The organism is Serratia sp. PL17, from assembly GCF_017832355.1.
Lineage (GTDB): Bacteria > Pseudomonadota > Gammaproteobacteria > Enterobacterales > Enterobacteriaceae > Serratia.
The window spans coordinates 1-26,001 of record NZ_JAFIBY010000001.1 but is presented as its reverse complement, the minus strand read 5'-3'; the positions used below and the strand labels follow the sequence as shown (position 1 = coordinate 26,001).

The following is a 26,001-nucleotide window of genomic DNA, read 5'->3' as shown; positions in this document are numbered from 1 at the left end:
ATGATGTTTCACCGTCTTTGGACGTTAATCATCAAGGAAATGCAGACGTTACTGCGCGATCCGCAAACGCGTACCATTTTGATTATGCCAGTGATCTTGCAGGTCCTGCTGTTCCCGTTCGCCGCTACGCTGGAGGTGACCAATGCAACCATCGCGGTTTATAGCGAAGACAACGGCCATGCCTCCGTCGAACTGACCCAGCGTTTTGCCAAAGCAAAAGCCTTCTCCCAGGTGCTGCTGTTGCGTAGCCCACAGGAGATCCAAGCCACCATCGACAATCAAAGAGCCCTGCTGCTGATCCGCTTCCCAGCGCAATTCTCGCGTGATATCGCCACTGGCAATACCGCTCCGCTGCAGCTGTTGTTGGATGGGCGCAACTCCAACAGTGCGCAGATCGCTGCCAACTATGTGCAGCAAATTGTGCAGGACTATCAAAATGAGCTGATCGGTGGGCGCGCCAAGCCTAACAACAGCGAGTTGGTAATACGCAATTGGTATAACCCGAACCTGGACTATAAATGGTTTGTGGTGCCGTCATTGATTGCCATGATCACCACCATCGGCGTGCTGATTGTCACCTCACTGTCAGTAGCACGTGAGCGCGAACAGGGTACGCTGGAACAGCTGTTGGTGTCGCCGTTAACCACCTGGCAGATATTTATCGGCAAAGCAGTCCCCGCGCTGATCGTCGCGACCTTCCAGGCCAGCATCGTGTTGTTGATTGGTATCTTTATCTATCAGATTCCGTTCGCCGGTTCACTGCTGCTGTTCTACGGCACGATGCTGGTTTACGGGCTGTCGTTGGTGGGGTTCGGCTTGTTGATTTCGTCGCTGTGCGCCACTCAGCAACAGGCGTTTATCGGTGTATTCGTGTTTATGATGCCGGCTATCCTGCTTTCCGGTTATGTCTCGCCAGTGGAAAACATGCCGGTATGGCTGCAAAACCTCACCTGGCTCAACCCGATCCGCCACTTTACCGACATCACCAAACAGATTTACCTGAAGGACGCCAGTTTCAGCATCATCTGGCACAGCCTGTGGCCGCTGTTGGTGATTACCGCCACCACCGGCAGCGCCGCCTACGCCATGTTCCGACGCAAAATTGCATAAAAAAAGACTCTGCGATAGGGATCGCAGAGTCTTACTATTCACTATAAATTCTATGGATTTCAAGCTGCAGTTTGAAAGAAGACGGATTTAGCGGCGGTTGCCGAAAATACGTAGCAACATCAAGAACAGGTTGATGAAATCAAGGTACAGCGTCAGTGCGCCGACAATGGCGTATTTACGGAAGCTGTCTTTGTCATCCGAGTTCAGCTGCTCGCCCATGGCTTTCAGCTTCTGGGTGTCGTACGCCGTCAGGCCAACAAATACCACCACACCGATGTAGGTAATCGCCCACATCAGCGCCGAGCTTTTCAGCCAGATATTGACCAGTGAAGCCAGCACAATCCCGATCAGCGCCATAAACAGCATGCTGCCGAAACCACTCAAATCACGCTTGGTGGTGTAGCCGTACAGGCTCATTGCACCGAACATACCGGCAGTCACCACAAACGTGCTGGCGATTGAACTGTAGGTATAAGCGATGAAAATGCTGGAAAGCGTCAACCCGGTCAGTGCCGAATAGAGCATAAACAGCGCGGTGGCTACCGTACCGTTCAGGCGGTTGACCATACCGGAAATGACAAACACCAGCCCCAACTGCACGATAATCAGGCCGAAGAAGGTGATCTGGCTGGAGAAGATAAAGTTAAGGATCGCAGGCGTGTTAGCCGCGTACCAGGAAACAAACGCCGTCAACAGCATGCCGCAGGTCATCCAGCCATAAACCTGCGCCATGTAAGCCTGAATGCCGCTGTTGGCACGTTCGACGATTGAACCATTAGAGCGTGGATATCGGTCCATGACGGTTACCTTTTATGTGTGAAACAAGATTTAAATCCCCCGATACCCATCACCTTTCAAGCCCCAGTTTGCCTGGCGGTAACTTGAAATTCATAGGGTATCCCAAGGATCTACCTGCTATAAGCGTACCACAGAAAACCTAACGCGAAAGCAGCAAAGGTATTGATTTGTTTCCGCTGTTTATCGGCTATTTAACCGCTTTATGCCAGCGTTCCGCCGCCTGTCGATCGCTGTCACGCGCATCGACCCAGCGGTCACCCTGCCCAACCGCTTCACGCTTCCAGAAGGGTGCGCGAGTTTTCAGGTAATCCATGATGAACTCGGTGGCTTCAAAGGCCATGCTGCGGTGCGCACTGGTCACGCCAACAAACACGATTTCATCGCCAGGAAACAGCTCTCCCACGCGGTGGATGACCGTTGCACGCTGCAACGGCCAGCGGCTACGGGCTTCGTCCAGGATCTCCGCCAACGCTTTCTCGGTCATACCCGGATAATGTTCCAGCGTTAGCGCACTGACGTTATCGCCCAGGTTGTGATTACGCACCTTGCCGGTAAACGTCACGACAGCGCCATCGTCATCGCACTGCGCCAACCATTGGTATTCATCACCCACATTGAATGGCGTTTCACCTACGCGGATACGGGTATTTTCCACCATTAACCTCCGGTTACCGGTGGAAAGAAAGCGACTTCATCACCTGCGCGCAGCGGGTGTTCCGCTGCCACCAGCGACTGATTCACCGCGGTCAGTAGCTTTCCGGACTCCAGTGCCAGCGCCCAGCGATCCCCCCGGGAACACAGCGCCTTACGCAGTGCCTCTACCGTTGGGTAGTCCGCCGGCATAGACAAATCGCCGGTGCCGACCAGTTCGCGCACCTGCGCAAAAAACAGAATATTAATCATAGTTCCACCTTAAAATCACCGGACTTACCGCCGCTTTTCGCCAGTAGCCGCACCGGGCCGATCACCATATCTTTCTGTACCGCTTTACACATGTCATAAATGGTCAACGCAGCCACCGAGGCTGCGGTCAGGGCTTCCATTTCAACCCCCGTCTTACCGGTCAGCCGGCAGCAGGTTTCAATCCGTACCCGGCTGTGTTCCGGCTGTGCTTCCAGCTGCACTTCAACTTTGCTCAGCATCAGTGGGTGACACAGTGGGATCAGTTCCCAGGTGCGTTTTGCCGCCTGAATACCGGCTATGCGCGCCGTGGCGAATACGTCACCCTTGTGGTGACTGCCGTCGATAATCATCGCCAGAGTTGCGGGTAGCATCTCCACGAAAGCCTCGGCACGCGCCTCGCGCACCGTCTCAGCTTTAGCGGAAACATCGACCATATGGGCTTCGCCCGCGGCGTTAATGTGAGTTAGCTGCGTCATATTTTTATTTCTTCAGATGTGGCAGGAAGTTGCACGGACGGTGGCGTGCGTCCAGTTGCTCTCCAATAATACGTTCCCAGGCCGTACGGCAGGCCCGGGTCGATCCAGGCATGGCAAAAATCACCGTCTGGTTAGCAATCCCAGCCAAGGCACGCGATTGGATGGTGGCGGTGCCAATCTCTTCATAAGACACCATGCGGAACAGCTCGCCGAACCCTTCCACTTCACGATCAAACAGCGGCAACAGGGCTTCCGGCGTGTTATCACGGGCCGTAAAACCGGTGCCGCCGGTAATCAGCACTGCCTGTACTTTTTCGTCGGCGATCCACGCGGAAACTTGTGCACGGATTTGATAAATGTCGTCTTTGCTGATGGCGCGATCCACAACCTGGTGCCCCGCTTCAAGCGCGGCTTCCTGCAGGTATTGGCCGGAGGTATCTTCAGCTTCACCACGACTGTCTGAAACGGTCAAAATAGCGATATGTGCCGGAATGAATTCACTGCTGGCATGACTCATTGTTCAATATGCTCCTGTTTAGGATGCCCAATAGATTTCAAGTTGCAGCTCGGCGGCCAGTGCGTCAATCCCCAGGCGCTGACTCAAGTCAGTGACTGGGGTGCACGCTCGCAGCCAACAAGGCTGCGGCTTGAAATATGCCGGGTATCAGCCGCCGATAAACGACAGGTTTTGCGTGATGCCACTGTTGCCCTGGTGCAGGAAGTGGGTTTGCTTTTTGGTCAGCAGCCCGCCCTGAATGCGACCCTTCAATTCCTCAAGCTGGCTGTCATCCGCCAGCAGATCGCGCAAGGTAATGCCCTGTTCACCAAACAGACACAGGTGCAGGTTACCGATGGCGGACACCCGCAGTCGGTTGCAACTGGCACAGAAATCTTTCTCGTACGGCATGATTAAGCCCACCTCGCCCTGATAGTCCGGGTGACTGAACACCTGGGCCGGACCGTCGCTACGGCCGCGTGGCTGGCGCTGCCAACCTTGCTGCTCCAACTGTAAGCGAATCACATCGCCAGACACGTGGTGTTTGCGGAACAGTTCCCCGCCCTCGCCGGTTTCCATCAGCTCGATAAAACGCAGTTGGATTGGGCGGTCTTTTATCCAGTGCAGGAAGGTACCCAGTTGCTGATGGTTAACATCACGCATCAGCACGGCATTAACCTTGACCTTGTTGAAACCGGCAGTGAAAGCGGCATCGATACCTTCCATCACCTGACGGAATTTATCCTGGCCGGTGATGGCATGAAATTGTCGGGGATCCAGGCTGTCGACGCTGACGTTGATTGCCGTCAGGCCGGCATCACGCCAGCCGGCGACGTCGCGCGCCAGACGGTAGCCATTCGTGGTCACGGCAAGCTGGCGTATAGCCGGGTTTTCACGCACGGCGGCAATGATCTCGGTAAAATCGCGACGCAGCGAGGGCTCGCCGCCGGTCAAGCGCACTTTTTCTGTGCCCAGCTCGGCGAATGCGCGGCTAACACGTCTGATCTCATCCAGTGACAAGAAGGTTTTTGGGCTACCATTAGGACGATAGCCATCCGGCAGGCAGTAGGTGCAACGAAAGTTACACACGTCGGTAATCGACAGGCGCAAGTAATAGAACTTACGCTCATAAGCATCAATGAGTTGCGGCACCATAACACCTTCCAAAGTCGGGAGGCGCGAGCGTTTCCACTCTGCACCCTGGTGGCTAACTTCGCCACGGCCAAAGCGCCATATCATCCGCGAGAACAACGTAGGCCCAGAGGCTAGGAGTTTTGGTTTCAGTTCCTACTGATTGAGTAGCCGGAACGAAACCGTGGTTTTCATCAGAATTCTAGCGCTAAACAAACAGGATAGCCAACGCGCAATTTCGCTATATAATTGCGTATACAGCGATTTTAGGCGGCTCCAAATCTGATAAACCATGATAAACGCCCTTTACGCAGACGAATTGACCGGAATCACGTGAATCACACTCTTTTTCGCGTTTTTGCGCCAAATCCGCTACTTTATGCGGGCAGTTAAGCCCCTTTGTAAGGAAATTTATGCGTAATCGTACCCTGGCCGATCTCGATCGGGTGGTGGCATTAGGTGGTGGCCATGGCCTGGGCCGCGTAATGTCTTCCCTGTCGTCTTTAGGATCCCGTTTAACCGGTATTGTCACCACCACCGATAACGGCGGCTCAACCGGCCGTATCCGACGTTCAGAAGGCGGCATCGCCTGGGGCGACACCCGTAACTGCCTCAATCAGTTGATCACGGAACCGAGCGTGGCTTCCGCCATGTTTGAATATCGTTTCAGCGGCAATGGTGAGCTCTCGGGACACAACCTCGGCAACCTGATGCTGAAGGCATTGGATCACCTCAGCGTTCGCCCACTGGAAGCGATCAATCTGGTGCGAAGCTTACTGAAGGTAGATGCAGCCCTGATCCCGATGTCCGAGCAGCCCGTGGATCTGATGGCGCACGATCACGAAGGCAACCATGTCTACGGTGAAGTGAATGTCGATCAACTGACCGACATGCCGCAAGAGTTGATGCTGTCACCGCGCGTCAACGCGACGCGCGAAGCGCTGGATGCCATTGCACAGGCCGATGTGATTCTGATCGGGCCAGGTAGCTTCCTGACCAGCCTGATGCCCCTGCTGCTGCTTGATGACCTCACGCAGGCCTTGCGCCGCAGCAGCGCCAATATGATTTATATCGGTAACCTGGGACGGGAACTGAGCGTCGCGGCTGCAGCCTTGACGCTGAAAAATAAGCTGGAGCTGATGGAAGAGAAGATTGGTCGCCAGATGATCGACGCGCTGATTGTCGGCCCCTCGGTGGATGCCAGTGAAGTGCAAGATCGCGTGGTGATCAAACAACCGCTGGAAGCGACCGATATCCCCTACCGCCACGATCGTCAATTGCTGCGCCAGGCGCTGGATCAGGCGTTGATCGAATTAGGCACCCGCGCCTAAGCACTTACTTGCCGCCACGCAACCACGGGTTATCGCTGGCGGCTTTTTCGATCATGTCGATGTAAAGATCTTCCACCTGCTTGCGCGCCCAAGGGGTACGACGCAAAAACTTGAGGCTGGACTTAATGCTGGGATCACTGCTGAAGCAGTTGATGCGAATACGTTCAGCCAGCCCCGACCAACCGTAGCTCTCCACCAGTTTATTCAGAAGTTGTTCCAGAGTGACGCCGTGCAGCGGGTCTTTGGACTGGTGTTCGGTCATGATCGGTAGCTCGTTGTAGTGAATTGGCCGCACACCATAATCAGCTTTGGCGGGAGCGACAAGGACTTTATGTTTGGCAGCGCCGCGCTCCGCGGCGCCCCAACCGGTCACGAAATAGCGATAAACTGCTCGCGCAGCTGGTGAATCTCGTCGCGCAAGCCCGCCGCCTGTTCGAACTCAAGGTTCTGTGCGTGGGTGTACATCTGCGCTTCCAGCTCGCGGATTTTTTGATCCAGCGCTTTCGGCGTGAGGTTCTGGTATTGCTCGGTATTTTCCGCCGCCTTGCCCTTTCCTCGGCCTTTACCGCGATTACCCGGTTTGCCCAGCTGCAGTATATCGGAAATTTTCTTGTTCAGGCCCTGTGGCACAATGCCGTTTTCTTCGTTGAACGCCTGCTGTTTGGCGCGGCGGCGTTCAGTCTCGCCGATCGCCCTGGCCATTGAGTCGGTAATTCTGTCGCCGTAAAGAATCGCCTTGCCGTTCAGGTTACGCGCCGCACGGCCAATGGTCTGGATTAACGAACGTTCAGAACGCAGGAAGCCTTCTTTATCGGCGTCCAAAATCGCCACCAGTGACACCTCAGGCATGTCCAACCCCTCACGCAGTAAGTTGATACCCACCAGCACATCAAACTCGCCCAGACGCAGGTCACGAATGATTTCGACACGTTCTACGGTATCAATGTCCGAATGCAGGTAACGTACGCGCTCACCGTGTTCTTCCAGGTATTCCGTCAGGTCTTCCGCCATGCGTTTGGTCAAGGTGGTGACCAACACGCGTTCGTTGATCGCCACCCGCTTACGGATCTCGGAAAGCAGGTCATCCACCTGCGTCGTCACAGGCCGCACTTCTATCTGAGGATCCAGTAGCCCAGTCGGCCGCACAACCTGATCGATGATGTCATCACCGGATTTCTCCAGCTCATACTTGCCTGGCGTAGCTGACACATAAATCGTCTGCGGAGCCAGTGCTTCAAACTCTTCAAAACGCAGCGGGCGGTTGTCCAGTGCCGAAGGCAGACGGAAACCGTATTCGACCAAGGTTTCCTTACGCGAACGGTCGCCCTTGAACATGGCCCCGATTTGCGGAATGGTGACGTGGGATTCGTCGACCACCAGCAGGCCATCCGCCGGTAAATAATCAAACAGCGTTGGGGGCGGCTCGCCTTCTCCACGCCCTGACAGATAGCGCGAGTAGTTTTCAATGCCGGAGCAATAGCCCAGTTCGTTCATCATCTCCAGATCAAACTGGGTGCGTTGCGTCAAACGTTGTTCTTCCAGCAGTTTATTGTTGGCCAGCAACACCTTTCGCCGCTCGGCCAGATCCACTTTGATCTCTTCCATCGCCTGCAGGATCCGCTCACGCGGCGTCACGTAGTGCGACTTTGGATAAATGGTAAAGCGCTGCACTATCTGCTCGATCTGCCCGGTCAAGGGATCAAACAGCGAAAGCCGTTCAACTTCTTCGTCAAACAGCTCAATGCGCAGCGCCAACTCGTCTGATTCAGCCGGGAAAATATCGATCACCTCGCCACGTACGCGGAAAGTTGCACGCTGGAAGGCCTGATCGTTACGGGTATATTGCAGCTCTGCCAAGCGGCGCAGAATCGAACGCTGATCGATAATCATGCCTTTGGTCAAATGCAGCATCATCTTCAGGTACAGATCCGGATCGCCCAAGCCGTAGATCGCGGACACCGACGCCACCACGATAACGTCACGACGCTCCAGCAACGCTTTAGTCGCAGAAAGGCGCATTTGTTCGATGTGTTCATTCACCGCGGCGTCTTTCTCAATAAACGTGTCGGAACTCGGGACGTAGGCTTCGGGTTGGTAGTAGTCGTAGTAAGAAACAAAATACTCGACCGCATTCTCGGGAAAGAACTCTTTCATCTCGCCGTAAAGCTGTGCCGCCAGCGTTTTGTTGGGTGCCAGCACCATGGTTGGCCGGTTCAGATCGGCGATCACATTGGCGATAGTGAAGGTCTTACCCGAACCGGTAACGCCCAACAGCGTCTGGTGAGCCAGGCCGTCTTCCAGGCCCTCTTCCAGCTTACTGATGGCTTGCGGCTGATCGCCGGCCGGTTTGAAATCAGAATGCAGTTTGAAAATTTTACTCATTGACTCGGCTACCCTGTGGAGATGTGCGCGCTCAGGCGGCCATAGAGCTGATGCTCGATGAATGGCCTCTAATTATGGAAAGCCCCGGCGATTTTCGCCAGTGCCTATGATACTGGATATAAAACCAGCTTCAAGCGATTCGTCTGTTTAGCGTGCGTCAAACCAGGCGGAATGCACCGGCAGGGTTACAGCGGCGTGACATTTTTATTGTCAATAACAGATTTATCCCCAAAATCCGCCACAAATTAACTTATTGATAGCACTGCGGTGAAAAATCATACATAGAGACTTCATCAATACATCGGCCGCTTGATTTTAATTAATTTATTGATAAATAACTAATTTATAAAAAAGACGAGATTGCGGACAAAGCGAACAGAACCCGCGTCAGCTCTCGCTTCAAACCGCTTTTCTAAATCTAATGCACAAGGTTATCCACAGGAATAGTGGATAACTCTCACCGCCCCGCCAGCGACGGGAGTTGCAGAAAGAACGCTTTTTGCCATTTCTCATTGCCTGAGCGGCTTTTTTAGTTATTTTTTCACAGAAATATCGCTTTGTTTATGCCGATTAATGCTAAAAAGCCCCATTGCCAAAAACAGATTTATCTCATTGTTGCCGTCACCTGTTGCATCTTTCCACAACCGCCGAAACAGCTTGCACCATGACCATCCTGCAGAGCACTGGAAGAGTGCAAAAATCGTCCGCGTTAACTTTCCGCCGCTTTTCTCACTTGTTCAACGCCCCTGCCTTAGCCCGGCCAGCCGTTAACAAGGCAATAACAATCCCTCATTTTTAACTGATTTTAAAAGTTGGCCCATAGCTTGCATTACCTTTGCATACCCAATGACTGCCGGGATAAATATCCACCAATGAACGGGGAAATGATCGGCTATCCGTTCACTCAAAAGGCAGCACGAAATAGCCATCATTTGCGTGTAAAAAACAAAAGAACGCTGATAAACGGCTATTAGTCGCCATTTTTGGCTATCCATTGCTGATTTAAGCCTGAACCTAACTACCTCATTAAAGGTAGCCTAACAGCATTTTATTCTGGACATTAAGACACTCGGGAAAGAAACCGCAAACGCGGAAACGGCAACAAGGATTGGAAAAAACAAGGAAGTAGAGAGTTCGATTAACGTTCCTGCGCCGGTCGTCCTGTCGCACTACCCGGTGCGATCGGCACGGCCCGTTAAGGGGACGTTCCGCCAGCGCCCCAAGGGGGCGTACATCCACGAGTGGAATACAGGTCTTTGAGGAGAAATGCCAAATGTTGAGTTTAAGGGCAGTAAATCAGTTCTACGGCCAAAATCACACCCTTTGGGACATCAATCTTGAGCTGCAACGCGGCCAATGTACGGTGCTGATTGGCCGTAACGGCGTGGGAAAAACCACACTGGTCAACTGTATTATGGGTCACTTGCCTGTCGTCAGTGGCAGCATGACCTGGCAATTGGCCGGCGAACCTCCGCAGAATCTATTACAGCAACCGGTTGAAACCCGAGCCGCTCTGGGAATCAGCTATGTACCCCAGGGCCGGCAGATCTTTTCTCAACTCAGCGTAGAAGAAAATCTGCAGGTAGCACTCATGGCCGGCCGCGATAAGACCCGCCGTATTCCGCCATTGATTTACGCCCTGTTCCCCAACCTGCGGGAAATGCGCAGTCGCCGCGCCGGCGACTTAGGCGACGGTGAACAACAACAGCTGGCGATTGGCCGAGCCCTGGTACTGGAACCTGAGTTACTGATACTCGATGAACCCACTCACGGCGTTCAGCCGACGATCGCTGGCGACATCGCTAACGTGATTCGTAAACTTAACCGCGAACTGGGTATGACTATCCTGTTAGTCGAGCACAAACTGCCGTTTGTTCGTCGCGTAGCGGATCGTTTTTGCCTCATGGATCAGGGACGCAGTGTGGCAGATGGCACACTGGAACAGTTGGATGAGGAATTGATCAATGCCTATTTGGCAGTGTGACAGGCGGGGCGTGAAATATTTCGCCCCACTTCTTATTGAAGATCGAGAACGGGTGCTTTGCTAAGGACACCCGCTGTTGTACCAACACTGGCAGAACCATGCAGTCTGGCGACTGCCAAGCCTTCCCTTCATATTCAACGGGTTTTCACACCATTTAAACTTGAATTGAGGGTTAGACCATGGCTGATAATGACGCACAATTTATTCAATATAGCGATCTGGACAATAAGCACTGGACGTTAAAAGAACGCCTCGATGTGGAAGGCATTTACGTCAAGTCACGTGACGAACTGATCAAAGCGCAAACCTTCATTAAAGACACATTAAAAAGACCGGCAATCGTCAAATTCACTGCGCCCTTTGAGGAATGGGTCGCGCCCAAGACCGATATCGACGTAGGCTTCGTTTATATCGACGGTAATGGCGTAAAAATTACCACTAATATTCCAGGTGGTACTGAAAGCGATCACAACTACTTTATGCGTTGCTACGCAACGTCTCTCGCATTGGATAATGGGATCCCCATTCGTCCAGCACCTATCCTGAAAAACTTTACTGTCAAAGGAATAGGAGCAAAACAACCCGAAGTGGAGGGTCAGCCTCCAGTGTATAATTTTATTGATGGGATCATTTTTCAATCACCGGAAAGTTTGCTGGGAAACTTCGCCGTAAGCAGCGTTTATATTTCCGGTTTTTATTACGGCATGTATTTTGGTACCAACGCCTATATTGGACATCACTATGCCTGTGAGATCGTCCGCTGCTTTGAATGCGTACATATGCCACACGCTGACTCTGGGGCTAAAAACTTTGGGGAAGGTATCAATTTCTTTGGCGGTACCCTTGGTAATTCGCAAGGGCTTGCTATCGGCAACCAGAATCCTAACGGTGCATTTCGTTTCTTTGGAACATCAATAGATTACGCCAGTGCCATTGTGAATGTGAAAGCCGGCAGCGTCGAATTGCACGGCTGTCATATCGAGTTCAACAATGAAAACAGCCTAATCACAGATATCCCATTCCGCTGTAGTGCTAACCAGAATGCTTCATTACTCATTCAAGGTGGAGAGATCATCACGCTGAAAGGCTCTTTGCCTCAAGACTATTGTTTTTACGCCGAAACGGGTAGCAGCGGAATCATTGTCGAAAACGTTAAATTCTATGGGGTAAGAACCCTGACCGGTCGTTATTTCGGCGGCACCGGCGACTTCGTGATTAGCAATAGCCGTCTCGACGGCGGCGGCGCGGGTGCCGGTATTCAAACCTTGACCACCGAGAACAATAACAAAATAAAGGACGGCAATTTTTCATTTACCACCAAACCCTTTGGCTGGGAAGTCTCCGGCGGTAATATCAACGATCCTTTCACTTCAGATGCCATTACTCTCGCCATCGAATCAGGGGCTGGCATTAACGGCAGCAATGCACTAAAAGTGACCAAGCTGGGCAATACCAATTCCAGGGCGGGCGTGCAGTTGGTTGTTCCCGTTTCGCAATATGAACAACTCGGTGCCTGTTTTACGATGAAAATACTGAATGGCGGCACCAGCAATATCTATAGCTCACTCCAGTACGCCTGCATTCAGGAAACGGAAGGCAACGGCGTATCAATCATCGCCAAATCGGATACCGCCGCCTGGGACGGCACGCTCAGGGTCACTGACTATGCCGAGTTCAAAGAGTATCGTTTTAACAGCAACAGACGAAAAGTGCCGGTTTGGGCAACCCATGTCATCTTGTCTTTCAATTTGTATGCGTTAGCGAAAAACGGGGTGCTTTACCTCGATAATGCTTGCATCACCGCCATGTGAAACAGTAAATCAGGTTATCTCCGTCCATGGCGAGTCCAGGGACGGAGGATTTAACACTCAAAGGGATAAAACGCTCAAATCCAGGTAATGCCCCAACGCTTGTCGTTCAGGTTCAGGCAGATGTGGGATCTCGCCCAATAACGGTGCAGGCAACCTGCGGCGCAGCGTAGTCAGATATTCTTGATGCCGGCGGCCCGGCGCACTGATGTCATTGGCAATCCAGCCGACCAGCGACAGCCCCGCCTGCTGAATCGCCTGCGCGGTCAGCATTGCATGGTTAATGCAGCCCAGTTTAATACCCACCACCAAAATCACCGGCAGCTGTTCCTGCTGTACCCAGTCCGCAAAGGTATATTGCTCGCAAAGTGGTGTAAACCAGCCCCCTGCCCCTTCCGTTAGCAGCCAGTCTGCTTTCTGCTCCAAATGACGTAATCCAGCAGAAAGCTGCGCCAGTTCGATCGGTCGGCCTTCATCAGCGCTGACAATATGCGGTGACGTCGGTTCGGCAAAAACGTAAGGGTTCACTTCGTGGTAGCTCAGCGCCACCGCACTGTTAGCCTGCAATGCCAACGCATCACTGTTGCGCAATCCCTCGTCAGTCATTTCACTGCCGGAAGCCACCGGCTTGTAACCCGCAGTGCGGTAACCCGCCAGATTGGCGGCCTGCAGCAAGGCACTGCTCGCCACCGTTTTGCCGACTTCGGTATCAGTCCCGGTGACAAACCAACGCTTAATCACGATAAATTACTCCATAAACCAGATGATAACTCAGCGGAAATAGCCCATGTTGACAGGGGTAGGCCGCCTGTAAGGCCGCAAGCCGCCGGCGAGACAGCAGCCCGGCCTCGCGTCCTTGATGCAAATGGGTCGCCCCGATCCCTTTGAGCGATCGCATCAGCACCATGACATCCGGATAGTTCAGGGTTTGCCATTCCACGTCCAGACGGTGACGATAGTCTGCACAGGCCGACGCGATCTGCGCCAACGGCAGGAAATCATTCACATGGCGTTCGCCGTCCACCTGCTGCCAGGCGTCGCCTAACTCACGTAACGAGCCAGCCGCCAGGGTTGAAAACAGAATCATGCCGCCTGGGCGCGTGACGCGGTATAACTCCGCTAACGCACGCGGCAGATCGTTGCACCATTGGACGACCAGGCTGCTAAAGCACATATCCACTGCCTCCGCGGGAAGCGGTACGTTTTCGATATCCCCCAGCAGGTAATGATCCGCCGCCTGTTGCTGGCGAGCAAACGCCAACATGCCCGGAGCCAGATCGAGCGCAGTGACCTGTTTGCCCAATGCGCGCCAACGACGGCTGAAGTGACCGGTGCCACAGCCCGCATCGAGCAATTGCTCACCGCGGTGCTCCTGCCCCATCCCCAGCAAGCGCTCACCAACATCACGTTGCAACACCGCTGCAGCGTCATAACTGCCCGCCGCACGGCTGAAAGCCGAGGCTACGGCGTGCTTATTAACCGGCTCAAACGCTGACGTCATGCAATACCTCCAACAACCGGTCAATATCCTGCGCTTGATGTGCCGCCGTCAGGGTAATGCGCAGACGCGCGCTACCTGGCGGCACCGTTGGCGGACGGATAGCACTCACCCACAGGCCTTGCGCACGCAAGTGCTGTGCCAGATCGAGTGCACGCTGGTTATCGCCAACCAGCAGCGGCTGAATGGCAGTAACCGACGCCGTCAGGGTAAGCGATAACTGAGCTGCCCCCTGGCGGAAACGTTGAATGTTGTCCTGCAATCTGGCGCGTAGTTCGTCGCCCTGCTGGATGCAGTGCAAAGCCGCTTGCAGTGCGCAGGCCTGTGCCGGTGGCATTGCCGTGCTGTAAATCAAATGGCGGGCAAACTGCAGTAGGTATTCGGCCGTGGCTTCATCACACAGCACGGCTGCCCCACTGAGGCCAAAAGCTTTGCCAAAGGTGACCACCAGCAATTCCGGTCGCACCCCTTGCTGCCAGCAACTGCCACGCCCTTGTTCACCCTGAACGCCAATACCGTGCGCATCGTCGACCATCAGCCAGGCGCCCGCTTGGCGGGTCAAACGTTGCAGCTCTACCAATGGCGCACTGTCGCCGTCCATGCTGAAAACGCCTTCAGTGACCGCCAACGTTTGGCCACCGCAGGATTTCGTCAGCAAATCGGCTAATGCTTGCGGCTGATTGTGGCGGAAACGCCGCAACTGGGCGGGAGAATGCGCCGCGGCTTCCAACAGCGAGGCATGGCTAAGGCGGTCCGCTAAAATGCGGTCCTCCGCTTGCATCAACGCCGCAAGCAGCGCCTGATTTGCGGCATAGCCAGAAATAAACAGCAGCGCACGGGGATAGCCGAGCCATTCCGCCAATTGTTGTTCCAGCACCTGATGCGCCGCAGAGAACCCCGTTACGTGGCCAGAGCCGCCAGAGCCGACACCATACTGCTGCGCGCCCTGCTGCCAGGCGGCGATCACTCGCGCATCCTGGCTCAGGCCAAGGTAGTCGTTGCCGGAAAAATTTAGGTAGCGCTCGCCGTTAAGCTGAATATGGCGGCTATTGCCGCCCTGATTAACCTGCCGGCGCCGATAAGCAGCACTCTGTTGCCGCTCATCCAGCGCCTGTTCAATTCGTTGTTGCCAGCTCATTACAGCGCCGCGTTATAGAACTCAGCGGTATCGGCCTGCATCAGTCGTGCAGCCAGCACTTCTTGTTGCTGGTTGTCGCCATGCTCGGTTTCGGTCTGCTGCGGGTTTAAGCCCAGCTTACGGAACAATTGCAGATCTTTATCCTCTTCCGGATTAGGTGTCGTCAGCAATTTACAGCCATAGAAGATGGAGTTGGCACCAGCCATAAAGCACATCGCCTGGGTTTGCTCGTTCATTTGCTCACGCCCGGCAGAAAGGCGTACGTATGAACCCGGCATCATGATGCGTGCAACCGCGATAGTGCGGATAAAATCAAAAGGATCGACGTCTTCGTTGTCCGCCAGTGGCGTACCTTTTACCTTCACCAACATGTTGATCGGCACACTTTCAGGCGGGGTTGGCAAATTGGCCAACTGCACCAACAACCCGGCGCGGTCGCGAACCGTCTCGCCCAACCCAACAATGCCGCCAGAACACACTTTAATGCCCGCTCCGCGTACCTTTCCCAGCGTATCCAGACGTTCCTGGTAGCTGCGGGTGGTGATAATGCTGCCGTAGAATTCCGGCGAGGTGTCCAGGTTGTGGTTGTAATAGTCCAACCCCGCCTCTGCCAACCGTTCCGCCTGAGTGCCGTCCAGCGTGCCCAGCGTCATGCAGGTTTCCATGCCCATCGCCTTCACCCCTTGCACCATCTGTTGCAAGTAAGGCATATCGCGCTCATGCGGGTTTTTCCACGCCGCCCCCATGCAGAAACGCGTCGACCCATTCGCCTTGGCCTTACGTGCAGACTCCAGCACCTGCTCCACCTGCATCAACCGTTCAGACTCCAGGCCCGTTTTGTAACGTGAACTTTGCGGGCAATATTTGCAGTCTTCCGGGCAGGCACCTGTTTTGATTGATAACAGCGTGCTCACCTGCACCTGACGCGGGTCAAAATGCTGGCGGTGGACAGTCTGTGCTTCAAACAACAGCTCAAGCAGGGGTTTATCAAACAGGGTCTGGGCAAGACCCACTGTCCAGTGAATGCGATCGGCCATCACGGCGTCTCCAAAAATGAAAAAAGTGTCGTCAGTTTAGATATTGTGGATATACTGTCAACCATTACGAAAACGATTTGGTTTACAAGTATGTCTATCACTGCTGCCGACCTCGAATTTGACCAGCGCCACATTTGGCACCCGTACACGTCAATGAGCCATCCGCTCCCCTGTTACCCCGTAGAGTCCGCCAGCGGCGTTGAGCTACAACTGGCAGATGGCCGTCGTTTGGTTGACGGCATGTCTTCCTGGTGGGCGGCAATCCACGGCTATAACCACCCACAACTGAATCAGGCAGCCACACAGCAGCTGGAAAAAATGTCACATGTGATGTTCGGTGGCATTACCCATCCCTCTGCGATTGCTCTGTGTCGCAAGCTGGTGGATATGACGCCGGAAGCGTTGCAGTGTGTGTTTCTGGCCGATTCCGGTTCGGTGGCGGTGGAAGTCTCGCTGAAGATGGCGCTGCAATATTGGCAGGCGCGTGGGGAAAAGCGGCAGCGTATTCTGACCCTGCGGCATGGCTATCACGGCGATACTTTCGGTGCGATGTCGGTGTGCGATCCTGACAATTCAATGCACAGCCTGTACCAAGGCTACCTCGCGCCACACCTGTTTGCTACTGCGCCGCAATGCGGTTTCGACCAAGCCTGGGATGAACATGATATCGCGCCGTTCGCCGCGCTGTTGGAACAGCACGCCGGAGAAGTGGCCGCGGTGATCCTGGAGCCCGTGGTTCAGGGAGCCGGTGGCATGCGTATTTACCATCCGACCTACCTCAAGCGAGTCCGTGAACTCTGCGATCGCCATCAAGTGCTGCTTATTGCCGACGAAATCGCCACCGGCTTCGGGCGCACGGGCAAGCTGTTCGCCTGTGAGCATGCCGACGTGGTGCCGGATATTCTGTGCCTGGGCAAAGCGCTGACGGGCGGCTATATGACGCTGTCCGCCACCCTGACCACCCGCCATGTGGCGGAAACCATCAGTAACGGCGCGGCAGGCTGCTTTATGCACGGCCCCACCTTTATGGGTAACCCGCTGGCCTGTGCGGTGGCCAACGCCAGCCTGTCACTGCTGGCGGAAAATCGCTGGCAACAGCAGGTCGCCGCTATCGAAACCCAGTTGAAACAGCAGCTATTACCGCTGAAGTCACTGCCAAAAGTGGCGGATGTGCGAGTGTTGGGGGCTATCGGCGTGGTGGAAATGCGTGAATCCGTAGATGTGGCACAGCTACAGCGTGGGTTCGTTGAACGTGGCGTGTGGATCCGGCCATTCGGTAAACTGATTTATTTGATGCCGCCATACATCATTGAACCCGATCAGCTCAGCCAGTTGACCTCCGCCATCACGGCAGCGGTGCAGTAATCGATTCCCAATGCTGGTCCAAATAGCGGGCCAGCATCACCAGACATAACACCCACAGCGCAATAATCATGGCTGCCGCCATGCGGCCGGTAGGATTATCGATACGCCGCTGTGCTTTCTCACGAAATTCCGCCATCAGTGGCCGGGGGATCAGGCGTACCGCCAGCATGATGCCCAGCGGCACGATGATCACGTCGTCCAGATAGCCCAACACCGGGATAAAATCCGGGATCAGATCGATAGGCGACACGGCATAACCCGCAACCAACAGGGCAATCAATTTTGCATACCATGGCGTGCGCCGGTCACGGGCCGCCAACCACAGTGCATAAATGTCGCGCTTAATGCCCTTGGCCCAGCGGCGCAGCCAGCCAAACCACGGCGTGCGTTTTTTTAATGAAATCATGGTTACTTTATATCGTTCTGTGAATTGTAGATGTCGAGTTTGTAGCCTCGGCGTTAATTATGGTAACCCATTGGTGACACAGCTGGCGAGATACAATGATGCTTGTGTTGTTGCGGCAAAACGATCTAGCTTAGGGGCTCTGCTTTTACCGACAACTGGGAGTCACCATGGCTTTTCGTTTGTACAGCAACGATCTGCAGGACGGCGCAAAAATGCCGGAGCCTCAGGTCTTTAACGGCATGGGTTATCACGGCGATAACCTGTCTCCGCATCTGGCCTGGGATGGCGTGCCGGAAGGCACCAAGAGTTTTGTGATTTCGGTTTACGATCCCGATGCGCCGACCGGCTCTGGCTGGTGGCACTGGGTGGTCGCCAATATCCCGGCGACTGCGCGCGAACTGCCGCAGGGAGCAGGCTCAGGCAAAGGGGGGTTACCGGCCGGGGCTATCCAGACCCGTACCGATTTTGGTTCCGCCGGTTATGGCGGCGCGGCTCCCCCACAGGGCGAAAGCCACCGCTACCACTTCACTGTACATGCGCTGGATGTGGAAAACATTGAGGTGGATGAGGGCTCCAGCGGTGCACTGGTCGGCTTTAACGTGCACTTCCACAGCCTCGGCAGCGCCACGCTGACGGTGACGTACAGCTGATTTGATTCGGGGCGGATATACCCGCCCCGATGGGAATGTTGGCTCGACATAGATATGATGAAGATGAGACTGCAAAAGCCAATCTACATCACCACCTGTCATACCTTGCGTAATATTCCTTTTCTATATCCCAAATAATTGGAGTTGCATCACAACAAAGCCACGGCTTTGTTGAACAGCGCTTGCGCTGGCCCCAACGGGGCGAGGCTTTGCCGAGTAACGCGGCAAGTTTGTAAATCCCCAGGAGCTTACTCAAGTAAGTGACTGGGGTGAGCAAACGCAGCCAACACAGAGGCAACTTCAAATATGACGGGTATCTACTATGCTGACCCACATCGGGCCCTTACCCACCGGGTAACGCGCCAGGGTAGTCAGCTTGCCGTTGGCCTGATCGATTTCATACACCCCAATATGATCGGACTTCTGACCGGACGAAATCACAAAGCGACCACTGTGATCGATATTGAAACCGCGCGGCTGCTCTTCGGTCGGGTGGTAGCCCACGACCGACAGGGTGCTACCGTCTTCGGACACACTGAAAATCGTCAAAATGCTGGCGGTGCGGTCACTGGTGTACAGGAAACGGCCGTTCGGCGTGATATGAATATCTGCCGCCCAGCGGGTGCCATTGAAATCAGCCGGCATCATGTCCAGAGTTTGCACCAGAGTATATTTGCCGCCGTTTTCGCTGATGGCGAACACATCCACTGTGCCATCCAACTCATTGACACAATAGGCATATTTGTCATTGTGATGGAATGCCATATGACGCGGACCAGCGCCAACGGCAGTCGCTACGGCTTCCTGAGCATGCGGCGTCAAGGTGCCTTGCTGATCCAGATTGAACAGACGGATGCGATCTTCTTTCAGGCAGGGAACCAACAGCAGCTGATTGGTCGGGTCGATATTCGCCGAATGCGGCGCGGTTAAACCATCAATCTGCTGGATAGGGGCCACCACTACGCCGTCATGGCCGATCGGGCTGATGCTGGTGCAGTTGCCGCTATAGGATGCGGAGAACAGATAACGTCCCTGCAAATCGGTAGAAATATGGGTCGGGCTGCCTGGCAGCGGTGCCATACCGGCCTGTTGCAACGTGCCATCCGCCTCAATGCGGTAGCTGACAATACCGAAAGCCGGACGCACGCCCACATACAGGTGTGTTCTGTCCGGGTGGATCGCCATCGGTTGAACCTGACCGGGGACGTCAACGGTTTGCAACAGTGCTAACGCACCTGTATCGCTGAGCTGCCACACGTGAATTTGTTGGCTCTCCGGGCTGGCGACATAAACGATTTGCTTCATGTGTTCTCCTTGCATAGGGTAAAAGAGAAACCGGTTTCAGGTTTTTCGGTTTCCCCTAGCTTACCTCACATCCGTGACATAACAACCCTGTGTTATAGGTGAAATATGTGCGGTTTTATCCATCGCTTATCCGGTGTACCATCGGATTCATAACTGTATGTAAATACAGTATTTTTATATAAAAACCAATCACATCAACATGTAACGCACTAATTAAATAGCTTTATTTTAATGCATTACAATCAGCTTTAATGTATTTTCCTATCATCAGCACCCCTAACAGCACCCCCAATGCATCCCGGAAAGTGGTTACTATATGGCCTATTACAGTATCGAAAAAAGAACCAAGGCAGATGGCACTACCAGGTATAGATGCACAGTCGGTGTGCGTGAAAAAGGCCGCTATATGTTTCGTGAAAACAGAACCTTCACTAAACAGGCACATGCCAAGACCTGGGGAATTAATCGTGTAGCTGAGTTGGAAAAGAATGGCATCCCCAATGCCAGTGATGCTGACAGGATCACCGTTGCTGAACTCATTCAAAAATACATCGAGGATCCAAAAACCGGCGGCAAGGCTGGCAAGGATAAAACATCCACTCTTACAAAATTGCTTACGGCAGAACTGAGCGTTTCGACTCTTTCAAAGTTACAAGCGAACGACATCATTGAGCATTGTCGGCGTCGCGTTGCCACCGGCACCTCACCGTCAACGGTTTCCCATGACTTGAGTTACCTTGGCACCGTATTAAAGGCTGCTAAGCCTATATACGGCATTGACTACACAGCCAACCCGATCGACGAGGCAAGACCACTACTGTCTAACATGGGGTTAATTTCAAAATCCAATAGACGCTCACGCAGACCAGACAAGACTGAGATCGAAATTCTAACTGAAGCACTCCTAAAAAGGCAGGAGCATCCCCGCGCAAGAATTCCCTTTGTGGACATTTTTAACTTTTCCATACTTTCTTGTATGCGTATTGGCGAAGTTTGCCGCATAGAATGGGATGATGTTGACTATATTCAAAAGTCAGTATTGGTAAGGGATAGGAAGGATCCGAGAAAGAAGATAGGTAATCATATGAGTGTACCCCTCTTGGGGGAAGCTTGGGACATAGTCATGCGCCAGAAGAAAACTTCTAAGCTAATTTTCCCCTTTAATGAAAAATCAATTAGCGCAGCTTTTGTACAGATAAAAGATAAGGTTGGGATTGAAGATTTACGGTATCACGATCTTAAAAGAGAGGGAGCCAGCAGGCTTTTTGAGGCAGGTTTTAGCATTGAAGAAGTAGCCCAGGTAACCGGCCATAAAAATCTTAATACTCTTTGGCAGGTCTATACAGAGCTTTATCCGAAGTCGCTACATGAAAAATTTGCGGCGTTACAGGAGGCAAAGAAAAAGTGATGGCTAGTTTCAGAATAGGCGCTAAACAAATCTTCTTTCTAACAGAAAATGAACGTTTCCCAGCGCCTGATCACAACAGCGCGATCATGCTGGCGATTAGAGAAGATGAAGAAGGTCAGGGCTGGCTGTACACTTATCACAACCGAGGCTGGCAATTAGTTTCAGAAACTCCTTACTCTACAGAAAACTTAGCTATAGACGCCGCGCTCGCTTTCGAGATCACCGACCTCAACAAGAAATAGCCGGGTTGTCCCGGCCTCTTATAGTTACGGTTCGCTTGTTTGTTCTTCCATCTCTTCCGCGACAGGCATTTGAAGCCGCAAGTCAATCCACCGACCATCTGGAATATCCATCGGCTCACCGGCCACTATCGCCGCTGTATCAACATCAAAGCGGCGTTTGCTGACCTTCACATAGATTGTGCCGTCTCGATTTGTACTGGTTTCCACAAAGCATAGGCGGTTACCGTTCACGTCCTGCGGTACCTCGATATTCCAGCCCTCCTCCGCAAAACCAAGAGAACCAGATAATTTATACACCCCCACAGAAACCCGTTCGGCAGATACGCCTTCCGCCTCGGCATTTACAGCAACACAACCAGCAAGGGTAAACCCGTCCAGATAGTCATCAGCCATTTTTTCAGGTACACCAGACAACCTGGCAATCGGCGATGCCTTCTTAATAAACCCGTTGCTGTCTACCGTCGTGTTGGCCTCAGACCACATCCACAGCCAAGGCGTAAAAGCTGAACCAGTCCAACCACGGACTGCTATTTTTCCAAGCTGGTTGCCATTGGCCCCGTAGCCAAAGCAGGTTTGCACTGTGCGATAACTCTCGTCGGTTTCGGCTTGCGTAACCGCCCACGAACGCGTATCGAGAAAATAAGTTCCGGTGTCTTTAAATGGATTCCCTAGTGGGTCTATCGCCACATACCCCCGGCGGCTTTTCATCTGTCTGCCAAAATCACCCCGAACTGCCGCGGTCACTGCTTTTGTCAGCCCCCAGTCTTTGAGGTTGGGTATATCCTCAACCATTGGCTTATCTACATCACTAAAAAGCTTTGCCCAGGCAACCACACCAGGTGATTCGGAATTGGATGAACCAACCCAGGATTGACGCCCGACGGCTATGGCAAAGTATGCGCAACTTGGGACGCCATCAATAGGCAGCGACATTACCGCGCCAGATACGTTACCTGGCCTATTCATAGTAGCGACAGTGTATCGCTGGATTGAGGATTTATTATCCTTTGCAAATACATCAGCTGTGTGAAGCGGCCCAGAACCAAAACCAGCAGCAACAACGGGCTTAACACTATTTGCAGCATTCTGTTCACTGAGTTTTGCTGCCGCGGCTGACGCTGCTGCCTCAAGACGCATGCGGTCAACAGTTTGCACAATTTCGGGCGTGATGTCGCTTTCACCAGGGCGGCGCAGGAAATCATTGAGCGTGCCGGGTAGCGAGTCTGTATAAACCTCAATCGTACCTACCCGCTCTGGCTGGGCACCATAGACAGAAATAATGATTTCATAGGCACCAGGCTCAACATTAAGAGAATACCGACCAGTATCGTCGGTGACAGACTGTGACTTTGCCAGATTCAGCACCGTTGACGATGTTTTCATTGAGCGCATCGTAATGGTTACGCCGGAGCGAGAATCACCGTAGGGTCCCTTTAATACACCGCTGATTAATGTCATTTCTGTTTCTCCATATTGGTTGGCATTTCTACACGCAGATCAACCCAGCGCCCCTTTGGAATATCGATCGGCATCCCTTCTTCATATCCCAGCACTTCATTGCGGGCGAATTCCGGCGCCGTCGGGTGCGTACGGTGATAAGTTTTAATCAGCAGATTACCGGTTTCCTCAACCTCGTAATCTACCCAGATTAGCGGCTGCTTGTTGCGGTCTAGCGGCACCTCGATACCACCATCCGGGCCACCCCATTCGGCATCAGCATTGAAACCGAGGGTGCCAGATACACGGTAAACCCCATCACTCACTCTCTCCGTAGTCACACCCTCGCTCTCGTTGTTCAACTCGCATATACCATCACCAAACAATTTGACAATCGGCGATGCTTTTTTAATAAACCCATTACCATCAACGGTAGTATTTCTTGTAGACCATACATCATAGGCTCCAACAAATTTATTATTGATATTTACAGCTACTCGCAACAGCCCCGTTGTAGTTATTTGTAAATAGGCATACCAACGACCATCTGCGCCATTTCCTGATGTATCACCATTTGACATAGTTAATACAAAACCCCACTTATCAGGCACCCCCCAAAGATTATTATCAAATGTTGTGACACCTGGATATTGCCAGTTCTGCCCAGAATTAATGCTGTTCGTGAATAAATTTCGCGCTGTACTACTACCTGTGCCGCCCTGGTTAATAGGTACTACGCCATTAACTTTATCCGCTTTTTCTTCTAAAGATGAACTATCTGCCTTAGATTTAAGTGATTCCGTCAATGCTGACCAGGCCGGGCCGGTGTAAGTGCTGCCGTCAGGTAACGTCACCGCAATGTTTCCGGTACTGCTGAATACCTGCTGCCAGTTATCCTTGTCGTAGTTCATGCCGCGCATAGCCTTAGCGGTCTCAGCGGCCAACTGGGCGGTGATAAGGTTCATCGCATCACGTGGTATGGCATACCATGCAGCCCCAGCTTGTGTCGGACCGTCATAAGCTTTAATCAGTGTTACTTGTGTGGCGCTGTCTATAGCTTTCACTGGCAGCGTATAGGTGACACCACCGACAATACTTACAATCATGTCACCGGATTTCAGCTCAGTATTAAACGCCGTCCCTGCGCCCTTTACGACTGCTGAATTATTGGTAATGGTTAGAGTGCCTGCTGGCATAATACTCTCCTGAATTCTGGCATTAAAAAACCCGGCATGGTGGCCAGGTAATTTAACGGGGTAGGTGCTAAAAATATCGGTCAGAATCTAAAATAATCATGCGGTGATTGAGCGTCATTGTCCGGCCAATCAAATTCTTACCGGCACCAAACTTTTCTCCTTTCCTCCCGTAAACTCTGCCCCCTTGAATACCAATACCGAGATAAAATAGCTCGGTCCAGTTGGCAGTGCCTTCACCAAGGAATCCATAGTCCAAAACCGGAACCATTGGCCTCGCCAGCCCCGTATCAATGGATCCGGTACCGTTCATAACCTGGTAGGAACTATATGACAACGGCGTATATCCTGTGGTGAAAACCAACTCACCCCAGTTATTCCAGATAGCAATCCCATAATCAGGCATTTGCAAATCTGGCACCGAGGCGACCACACAAATACGCATAGTGGCACTGATGCCATCGCTGGTTGCATCATGCCCATTATTGATAATGCGCCAACCTCTAATCGCATCTATCCCATCAGGACGAATAGTCAGTTCTTCATTCGCATTCGTCCAGCTAACGTAAATCACGGAATTAGCTCGCCCCTGAACACCTTCAGGTATACGCCAGTATCCCGTAAAGTTAATCTCTTCCATATGGGTAATATATGAAGTCTGAGATTTCCCCAGCGTGGCGAACTGTACGGAGTCGGTCATCAGAATACCGTAGTCTGGCGGGTCACTCGGTGGTAGCGTTTCAAATATCTTGCATCGAAATGTACCTGGCTCTCCCTGTCGGAAACTATCACTCCAAATTTTTAGCCCATCATTTTCACGTGCATATCCAGTAAGATAGGAAACATTAGGTATCTCGTAGTAGTATTTATCTACAGGAATAATAAAAATATCACTTCCCGCTGAGATTCCAGGTAACGGTGTCCAGGCGTTACCATTTCTAGTGTCATAATTTACCGGCCCATCAAGCAACTGCCGAACCATCCTTAGCCCGGAGTTAAACTCAATCATTTTACCATTTTGCGCTCGTGTGATTATTCCGTACTCGCTTGCCATTTTTTACCTCAGTTTACCAATACGTAATACCAACTGATTTGAACCGTTGTAATAATCATCGCGGATGTTCGTCATAACACGACGCCCCTGGCCTGGACTATTCCCGTTAAGCTCAAACTCACCCGTTCTGAAGTTGATACTCAGTCCTTGCATACCAGGTGAATAATTATCAGAGGACAAACGGTCGGACAGCTTCGCGGTTCCTATTGAGGCGTTCGCGATTTTTGCCGATGTGATAGAGGCGTCCTGAATGAATGCATCGCTGATAAACACCTGGCCATTGATGACAGCAAAGGGCGAATACTGCTTGTCCCCGCTGCCGCTCATCAGCACGAACTGATTAGCGTTGAAGCCAATCCGGGTAATCACCGGTTTACCGGTTTCTGCGAGCACCGCGATAGACATACCGGCATTGTAGAAAACGTCGTTAATGCGAATTCCAGCTTTCAACGTATGAATAGCCGTAGCTCCATCAGCATCTATCGTTGCGGTTAGCTTGTCCTCAAGTACCGCCGTCACATCGTCAATCTGGACCTGAACCTGCGTTCTCAATTCCGCCAGGCCGCGATCAACTTCCGCTATGGTAGTTTTTACAATGAGGATATCGGCACGCACCGTGCCATACTGCGCCCATTGGTGCTCTACCGTCGCGTTGTTGGCCAGCGCGTTCTGAATGATGGCCTCAATGTTTGTATCAATGTCGCCAGTAAGGCGGTCGCCGTCTTTATCCGTCAGGAAACCATCACCAATACTTTCAAGATAGTCATCAGCGTTCGCGTTAGACTGCCCCTTAATCCAGCCGGTCCAATCTCCGATATTACCGGTCCTGTCCTGTAGACGTGCACGAAA

Annotated in this window: 26 protein-coding genes and 1 riboswitch; of the genes, 8 read left to right on the top strand and 18 right to left on the bottom strand. The window is 52.7% G+C overall.

Annotated features, from left to right (window positions below):
- Positions 1-3: 3 nt before the first annotated feature.
- Positions 4-1,110 carry an ABC transporter permease gene (locus tag JOE25_RS00130; RefSeq protein ID WP_209632204.1) on the top strand — a complete coding sequence of 369 codons (1,107 nt, stop codon included), beginning with the start codon at positions 4-6 and terminating at the stop codon, positions 1,108-1,110.
- An 87-nt stretch (positions 1,111-1,197) separates the two neighbouring features.
- Here the strand turns inward: JOE25_RS00130 and JOE25_RS00125 are convergent, their stop codons facing one another.
- From JOE25_RS00125 to moaA, 6 genes are all read right to left on the bottom strand, one after another.
- Positions 1,198-1,908, bottom strand: a complete 711-nt coding sequence (locus JOE25_RS00125) for a Bax inhibitor-1/YccA family protein (RefSeq protein ID WP_209632203.1) — start codon at positions 1,906-1,908, stop codon at positions 1,198-1,200.
- Positions 1,909-2,095: 187 nt separating this feature from the next.
- Complete coding sequence (moaE, locus tag JOE25_RS00120; RefSeq protein ID WP_209634112.1) at positions 2,096-2,563, bottom strand: molybdopterin synthase catalytic subunit MoaE; 468 nt, start codon at positions 2,561-2,563, stop codon at positions 2,096-2,098.
- A gap of 2 nt (positions 2,564-2,565) precedes the next feature.
- Positions 2,566-2,811, bottom strand: coding sequence for a molybdopterin synthase sulfur carrier subunit (moaD, locus tag JOE25_RS00115; protein ID WP_209632202.1), 246 nt, complete (start codon positions 2,809-2,811; stop codon positions 2,566-2,568).
- Positions 2,808-3,287 (bottom strand): cyclic pyranopterin monophosphate synthase MoaC, encoded by a 480-nt coding sequence (gene moaC / locus JOE25_RS00110; RefSeq protein WP_122077649.1) that lies wholly within the window; start codon positions 3,285-3,287, stop codon positions 2,808-2,810. The genes moaD and moaC overlap by 4 nt, the downstream gene beginning before the upstream one ends.
- A gap of 4 nt (positions 3,288-3,291) precedes the next feature.
- Positions 3,292-3,804, bottom strand: coding sequence for a molybdenum cofactor biosynthesis protein B (gene moaB / locus JOE25_RS00105; protein ID WP_209632201.1), 513 nt, complete (start codon positions 3,802-3,804; stop codon positions 3,292-3,294).
- 147 nt (positions 3,805-3,951) lie between these two features.
- On the bottom strand, positions 3,952-4,938 hold the full coding sequence (moaA, locus tag JOE25_RS00100; protein ID WP_209632200.1) for a GTP 3',8-cyclase MoaA: 987 nt from the start codon (positions 4,936-4,938) through the stop codon (positions 3,952-3,954).
- Positions 4,925-5,067: riboswitch (molybdenum cofactor riboswitch) on the bottom strand. It overlaps the preceding gene by 14 nt.
- A 260-nt stretch (positions 5,068-5,327) precedes the next feature.
- Between moaA and yvcK the strand changes: the two genes are divergently transcribed.
- Positions 5,328-6,245, top strand: a complete 918-nt coding sequence (yvcK, locus tag JOE25_RS00095) for a uridine diphosphate-N-acetylglucosamine-binding protein YvcK (protein WP_209632199.1) — start codon at positions 5,328-5,330, stop codon at positions 6,243-6,245.
- Between the two features lie 4 nt (positions 6,246-6,249).
- On the opposite strand, the gene JOE25_RS00090 is transcribed toward yvcK, so the two are convergent.
- Positions 6,250-6,507, bottom strand: a complete 258-nt coding sequence (locus tag JOE25_RS00090) for a VF530 family protein (protein ID WP_209632198.1) — start codon at positions 6,505-6,507, stop codon at positions 6,250-6,252.
- A gap of 107 nt (positions 6,508-6,614) precedes the next feature.
- The gene (gene uvrB / locus JOE25_RS00085; protein ID WP_209632197.1) at positions 6,615-8,627 is read right to left on the bottom strand and encodes an excinuclease ABC subunit UvrB; all 2,013 of its coding nucleotides are present in this window, start codon (positions 8,625-8,627) and stop codon (positions 6,615-6,617) included.
- Between the two features lie 1,273 nt (positions 8,628-9,900).
- Between uvrB and JOE25_RS00080 the strand changes: the two genes are divergently transcribed.
- The gene (locus tag JOE25_RS00080; protein WP_209632196.1) at positions 9,901-10,611 is read left to right on the top strand and encodes an ATP-binding cassette domain-containing protein; all 711 of its coding nucleotides are present in this window, start codon (positions 9,901-9,903) and stop codon (positions 10,609-10,611) included.
- A 179-nt stretch (positions 10,612-10,790) separates the two neighbouring features.
- Positions 10,791-12,422 (top strand): hypothetical protein, encoded by a 1,632-nt coding sequence (locus JOE25_RS00075; protein ID WP_209632195.1) that lies wholly within the window; start codon positions 10,791-10,793, stop codon positions 12,420-12,422.
- 57 nt (positions 12,423-12,479) lie between these two features.
- On the opposite strand, the gene bioD is transcribed toward JOE25_RS00075, so the two are convergent.
- From bioD to bioB, 4 genes are read right to left on the bottom strand one after another with little or no spacing between them, the layout of a single operon-like run.
- Entirely contained in the window at positions 12,480-13,160 is a 681-nt protein-coding gene (gene bioD, locus JOE25_RS00070) for a dethiobiotin synthase (RefSeq protein ID WP_209632194.1), read from the bottom strand.
- Entirely contained in the window at positions 13,153-13,920 is a 768-nt protein-coding gene (gene bioC, locus JOE25_RS00065; RefSeq protein ID WP_209632193.1) for a malonyl-ACP O-methyltransferase BioC, read from the bottom strand. Before bioC ends, bioD begins: the two co-directional genes overlap by 8 nt.
- On the bottom strand, positions 13,904-15,055 hold the full coding sequence (gene bioF, locus JOE25_RS00060) for an 8-amino-7-oxononanoate synthase (protein WP_209632192.1): 1,152 nt from the start codon (positions 15,053-15,055) through the stop codon (positions 13,904-13,906). The genes bioC and bioF overlap by 17 nt, the downstream gene beginning before the upstream one ends.
- The gene (bioB, locus tag JOE25_RS00055; RefSeq protein ID WP_209632191.1) at positions 15,055-16,092 is read right to left on the bottom strand and encodes a biotin synthase BioB; all 1,038 of its coding nucleotides are present in this window, start codon (positions 16,090-16,092) and stop codon (positions 15,055-15,057) included. Before bioB ends, bioF begins: the two co-directional genes overlap by 1 nt.
- A gap of 90 nt (positions 16,093-16,182) precedes the next feature.
- Between bioB and bioA the strand changes: the two genes are divergently transcribed.
- Positions 16,183-17,457, top strand: coding sequence for an adenosylmethionine--8-amino-7-oxononanoate transaminase (bioA, locus tag JOE25_RS00050; RefSeq protein WP_209632190.1), 1,275 nt, complete (start codon positions 16,183-16,185; stop codon positions 17,455-17,457).
- Here the strand turns inward: bioA and JOE25_RS00045 are convergent.
- On the bottom strand, positions 17,438-17,863 hold the full coding sequence (locus JOE25_RS00045) for a YkvA family protein (protein ID WP_209632189.1): 426 nt from the start codon (positions 17,861-17,863) through the stop codon (positions 17,438-17,440). The two genes, bioA and JOE25_RS00045, sit on opposite strands and share 20 nt — an antisense overlap.
- A gap of 167 nt (positions 17,864-18,030) precedes the next feature.
- Between JOE25_RS00045 and JOE25_RS00040 the strand changes: the two genes are divergently transcribed.
- Entirely contained in the window at positions 18,031-18,513 is a 483-nt protein-coding gene (locus tag JOE25_RS00040; RefSeq protein WP_209632188.1) for a kinase inhibitor, read from the top strand.
- A gap of 300 nt (positions 18,514-18,813) precedes the next feature.
- Here JOE25_RS00040 and pgl read toward each other — a convergent pair whose 3' ends face one another.
- Positions 18,814-19,818 (bottom strand): 6-phosphogluconolactonase, encoded by a 1,005-nt coding sequence (gene pgl, locus JOE25_RS00035; RefSeq protein ID WP_209632187.1) that lies wholly within the window; start codon positions 19,816-19,818, stop codon positions 18,814-18,816.
- Positions 19,819-20,134: 316 nt separating this feature from the next.
- Between pgl and JOE25_RS00030 the strand changes: the two genes are divergently transcribed.
- Positions 20,135-21,226 carry a site-specific integrase gene (locus JOE25_RS00030; protein ID WP_209632186.1) on the top strand — a complete coding sequence of 364 codons (1,092 nt, stop codon included), beginning with the start codon at positions 20,135-20,137 and terminating at the stop codon, positions 21,224-21,226.
- Positions 21,226-21,468, top strand: a complete 243-nt coding sequence (locus tag JOE25_RS00025; RefSeq protein ID WP_209632185.1) for a hypothetical protein — start codon at positions 21,226-21,228, stop codon at positions 21,466-21,468. Before JOE25_RS00030 ends, JOE25_RS00025 begins: the two co-directional genes overlap by 1 nt.
- A gap of 24 nt (positions 21,469-21,492) precedes the next feature.
- Here the strand turns inward: JOE25_RS00025 and JOE25_RS00020 are convergent, their stop codons facing one another.
- The 4 genes from JOE25_RS00020 to JOE25_RS00005 all read right to left on the bottom strand — a co-directional run.
- Positions 21,493-22,926: a prophage tail fiber N-terminal domain-containing protein gene (locus JOE25_RS00020; RefSeq protein ID WP_209632184.1), complete on the bottom strand. Its 1,434-nt coding sequence runs from the start codon at positions 22,924-22,926 to the stop codon at positions 21,493-21,495.
- Positions 22,923-24,101: a phage tail protein gene (locus tag JOE25_RS00015; protein ID WP_209632183.1), complete on the bottom strand. Its 1,179-nt coding sequence runs from the start codon at positions 24,099-24,101 to the stop codon at positions 22,923-22,925. The genes JOE25_RS00020 and JOE25_RS00015 overlap by 4 nt, the downstream gene beginning before the upstream one ends.
- A 67-nt stretch (positions 24,102-24,168) precedes the next feature.
- Entirely contained in the window at positions 24,169-25,152 is a 984-nt protein-coding gene (locus JOE25_RS00010; RefSeq protein ID WP_209632182.1) for a DUF6453 family protein, read from the bottom strand.
- Between the two features lie 3 nt (positions 25,153-25,155).
- Positions 25,156-26,001: DUF1983 domain-containing protein (locus JOE25_RS00005; RefSeq protein WP_209632181.1), on the bottom strand; the 846-nt coding region annotated here is incomplete at its 5' end.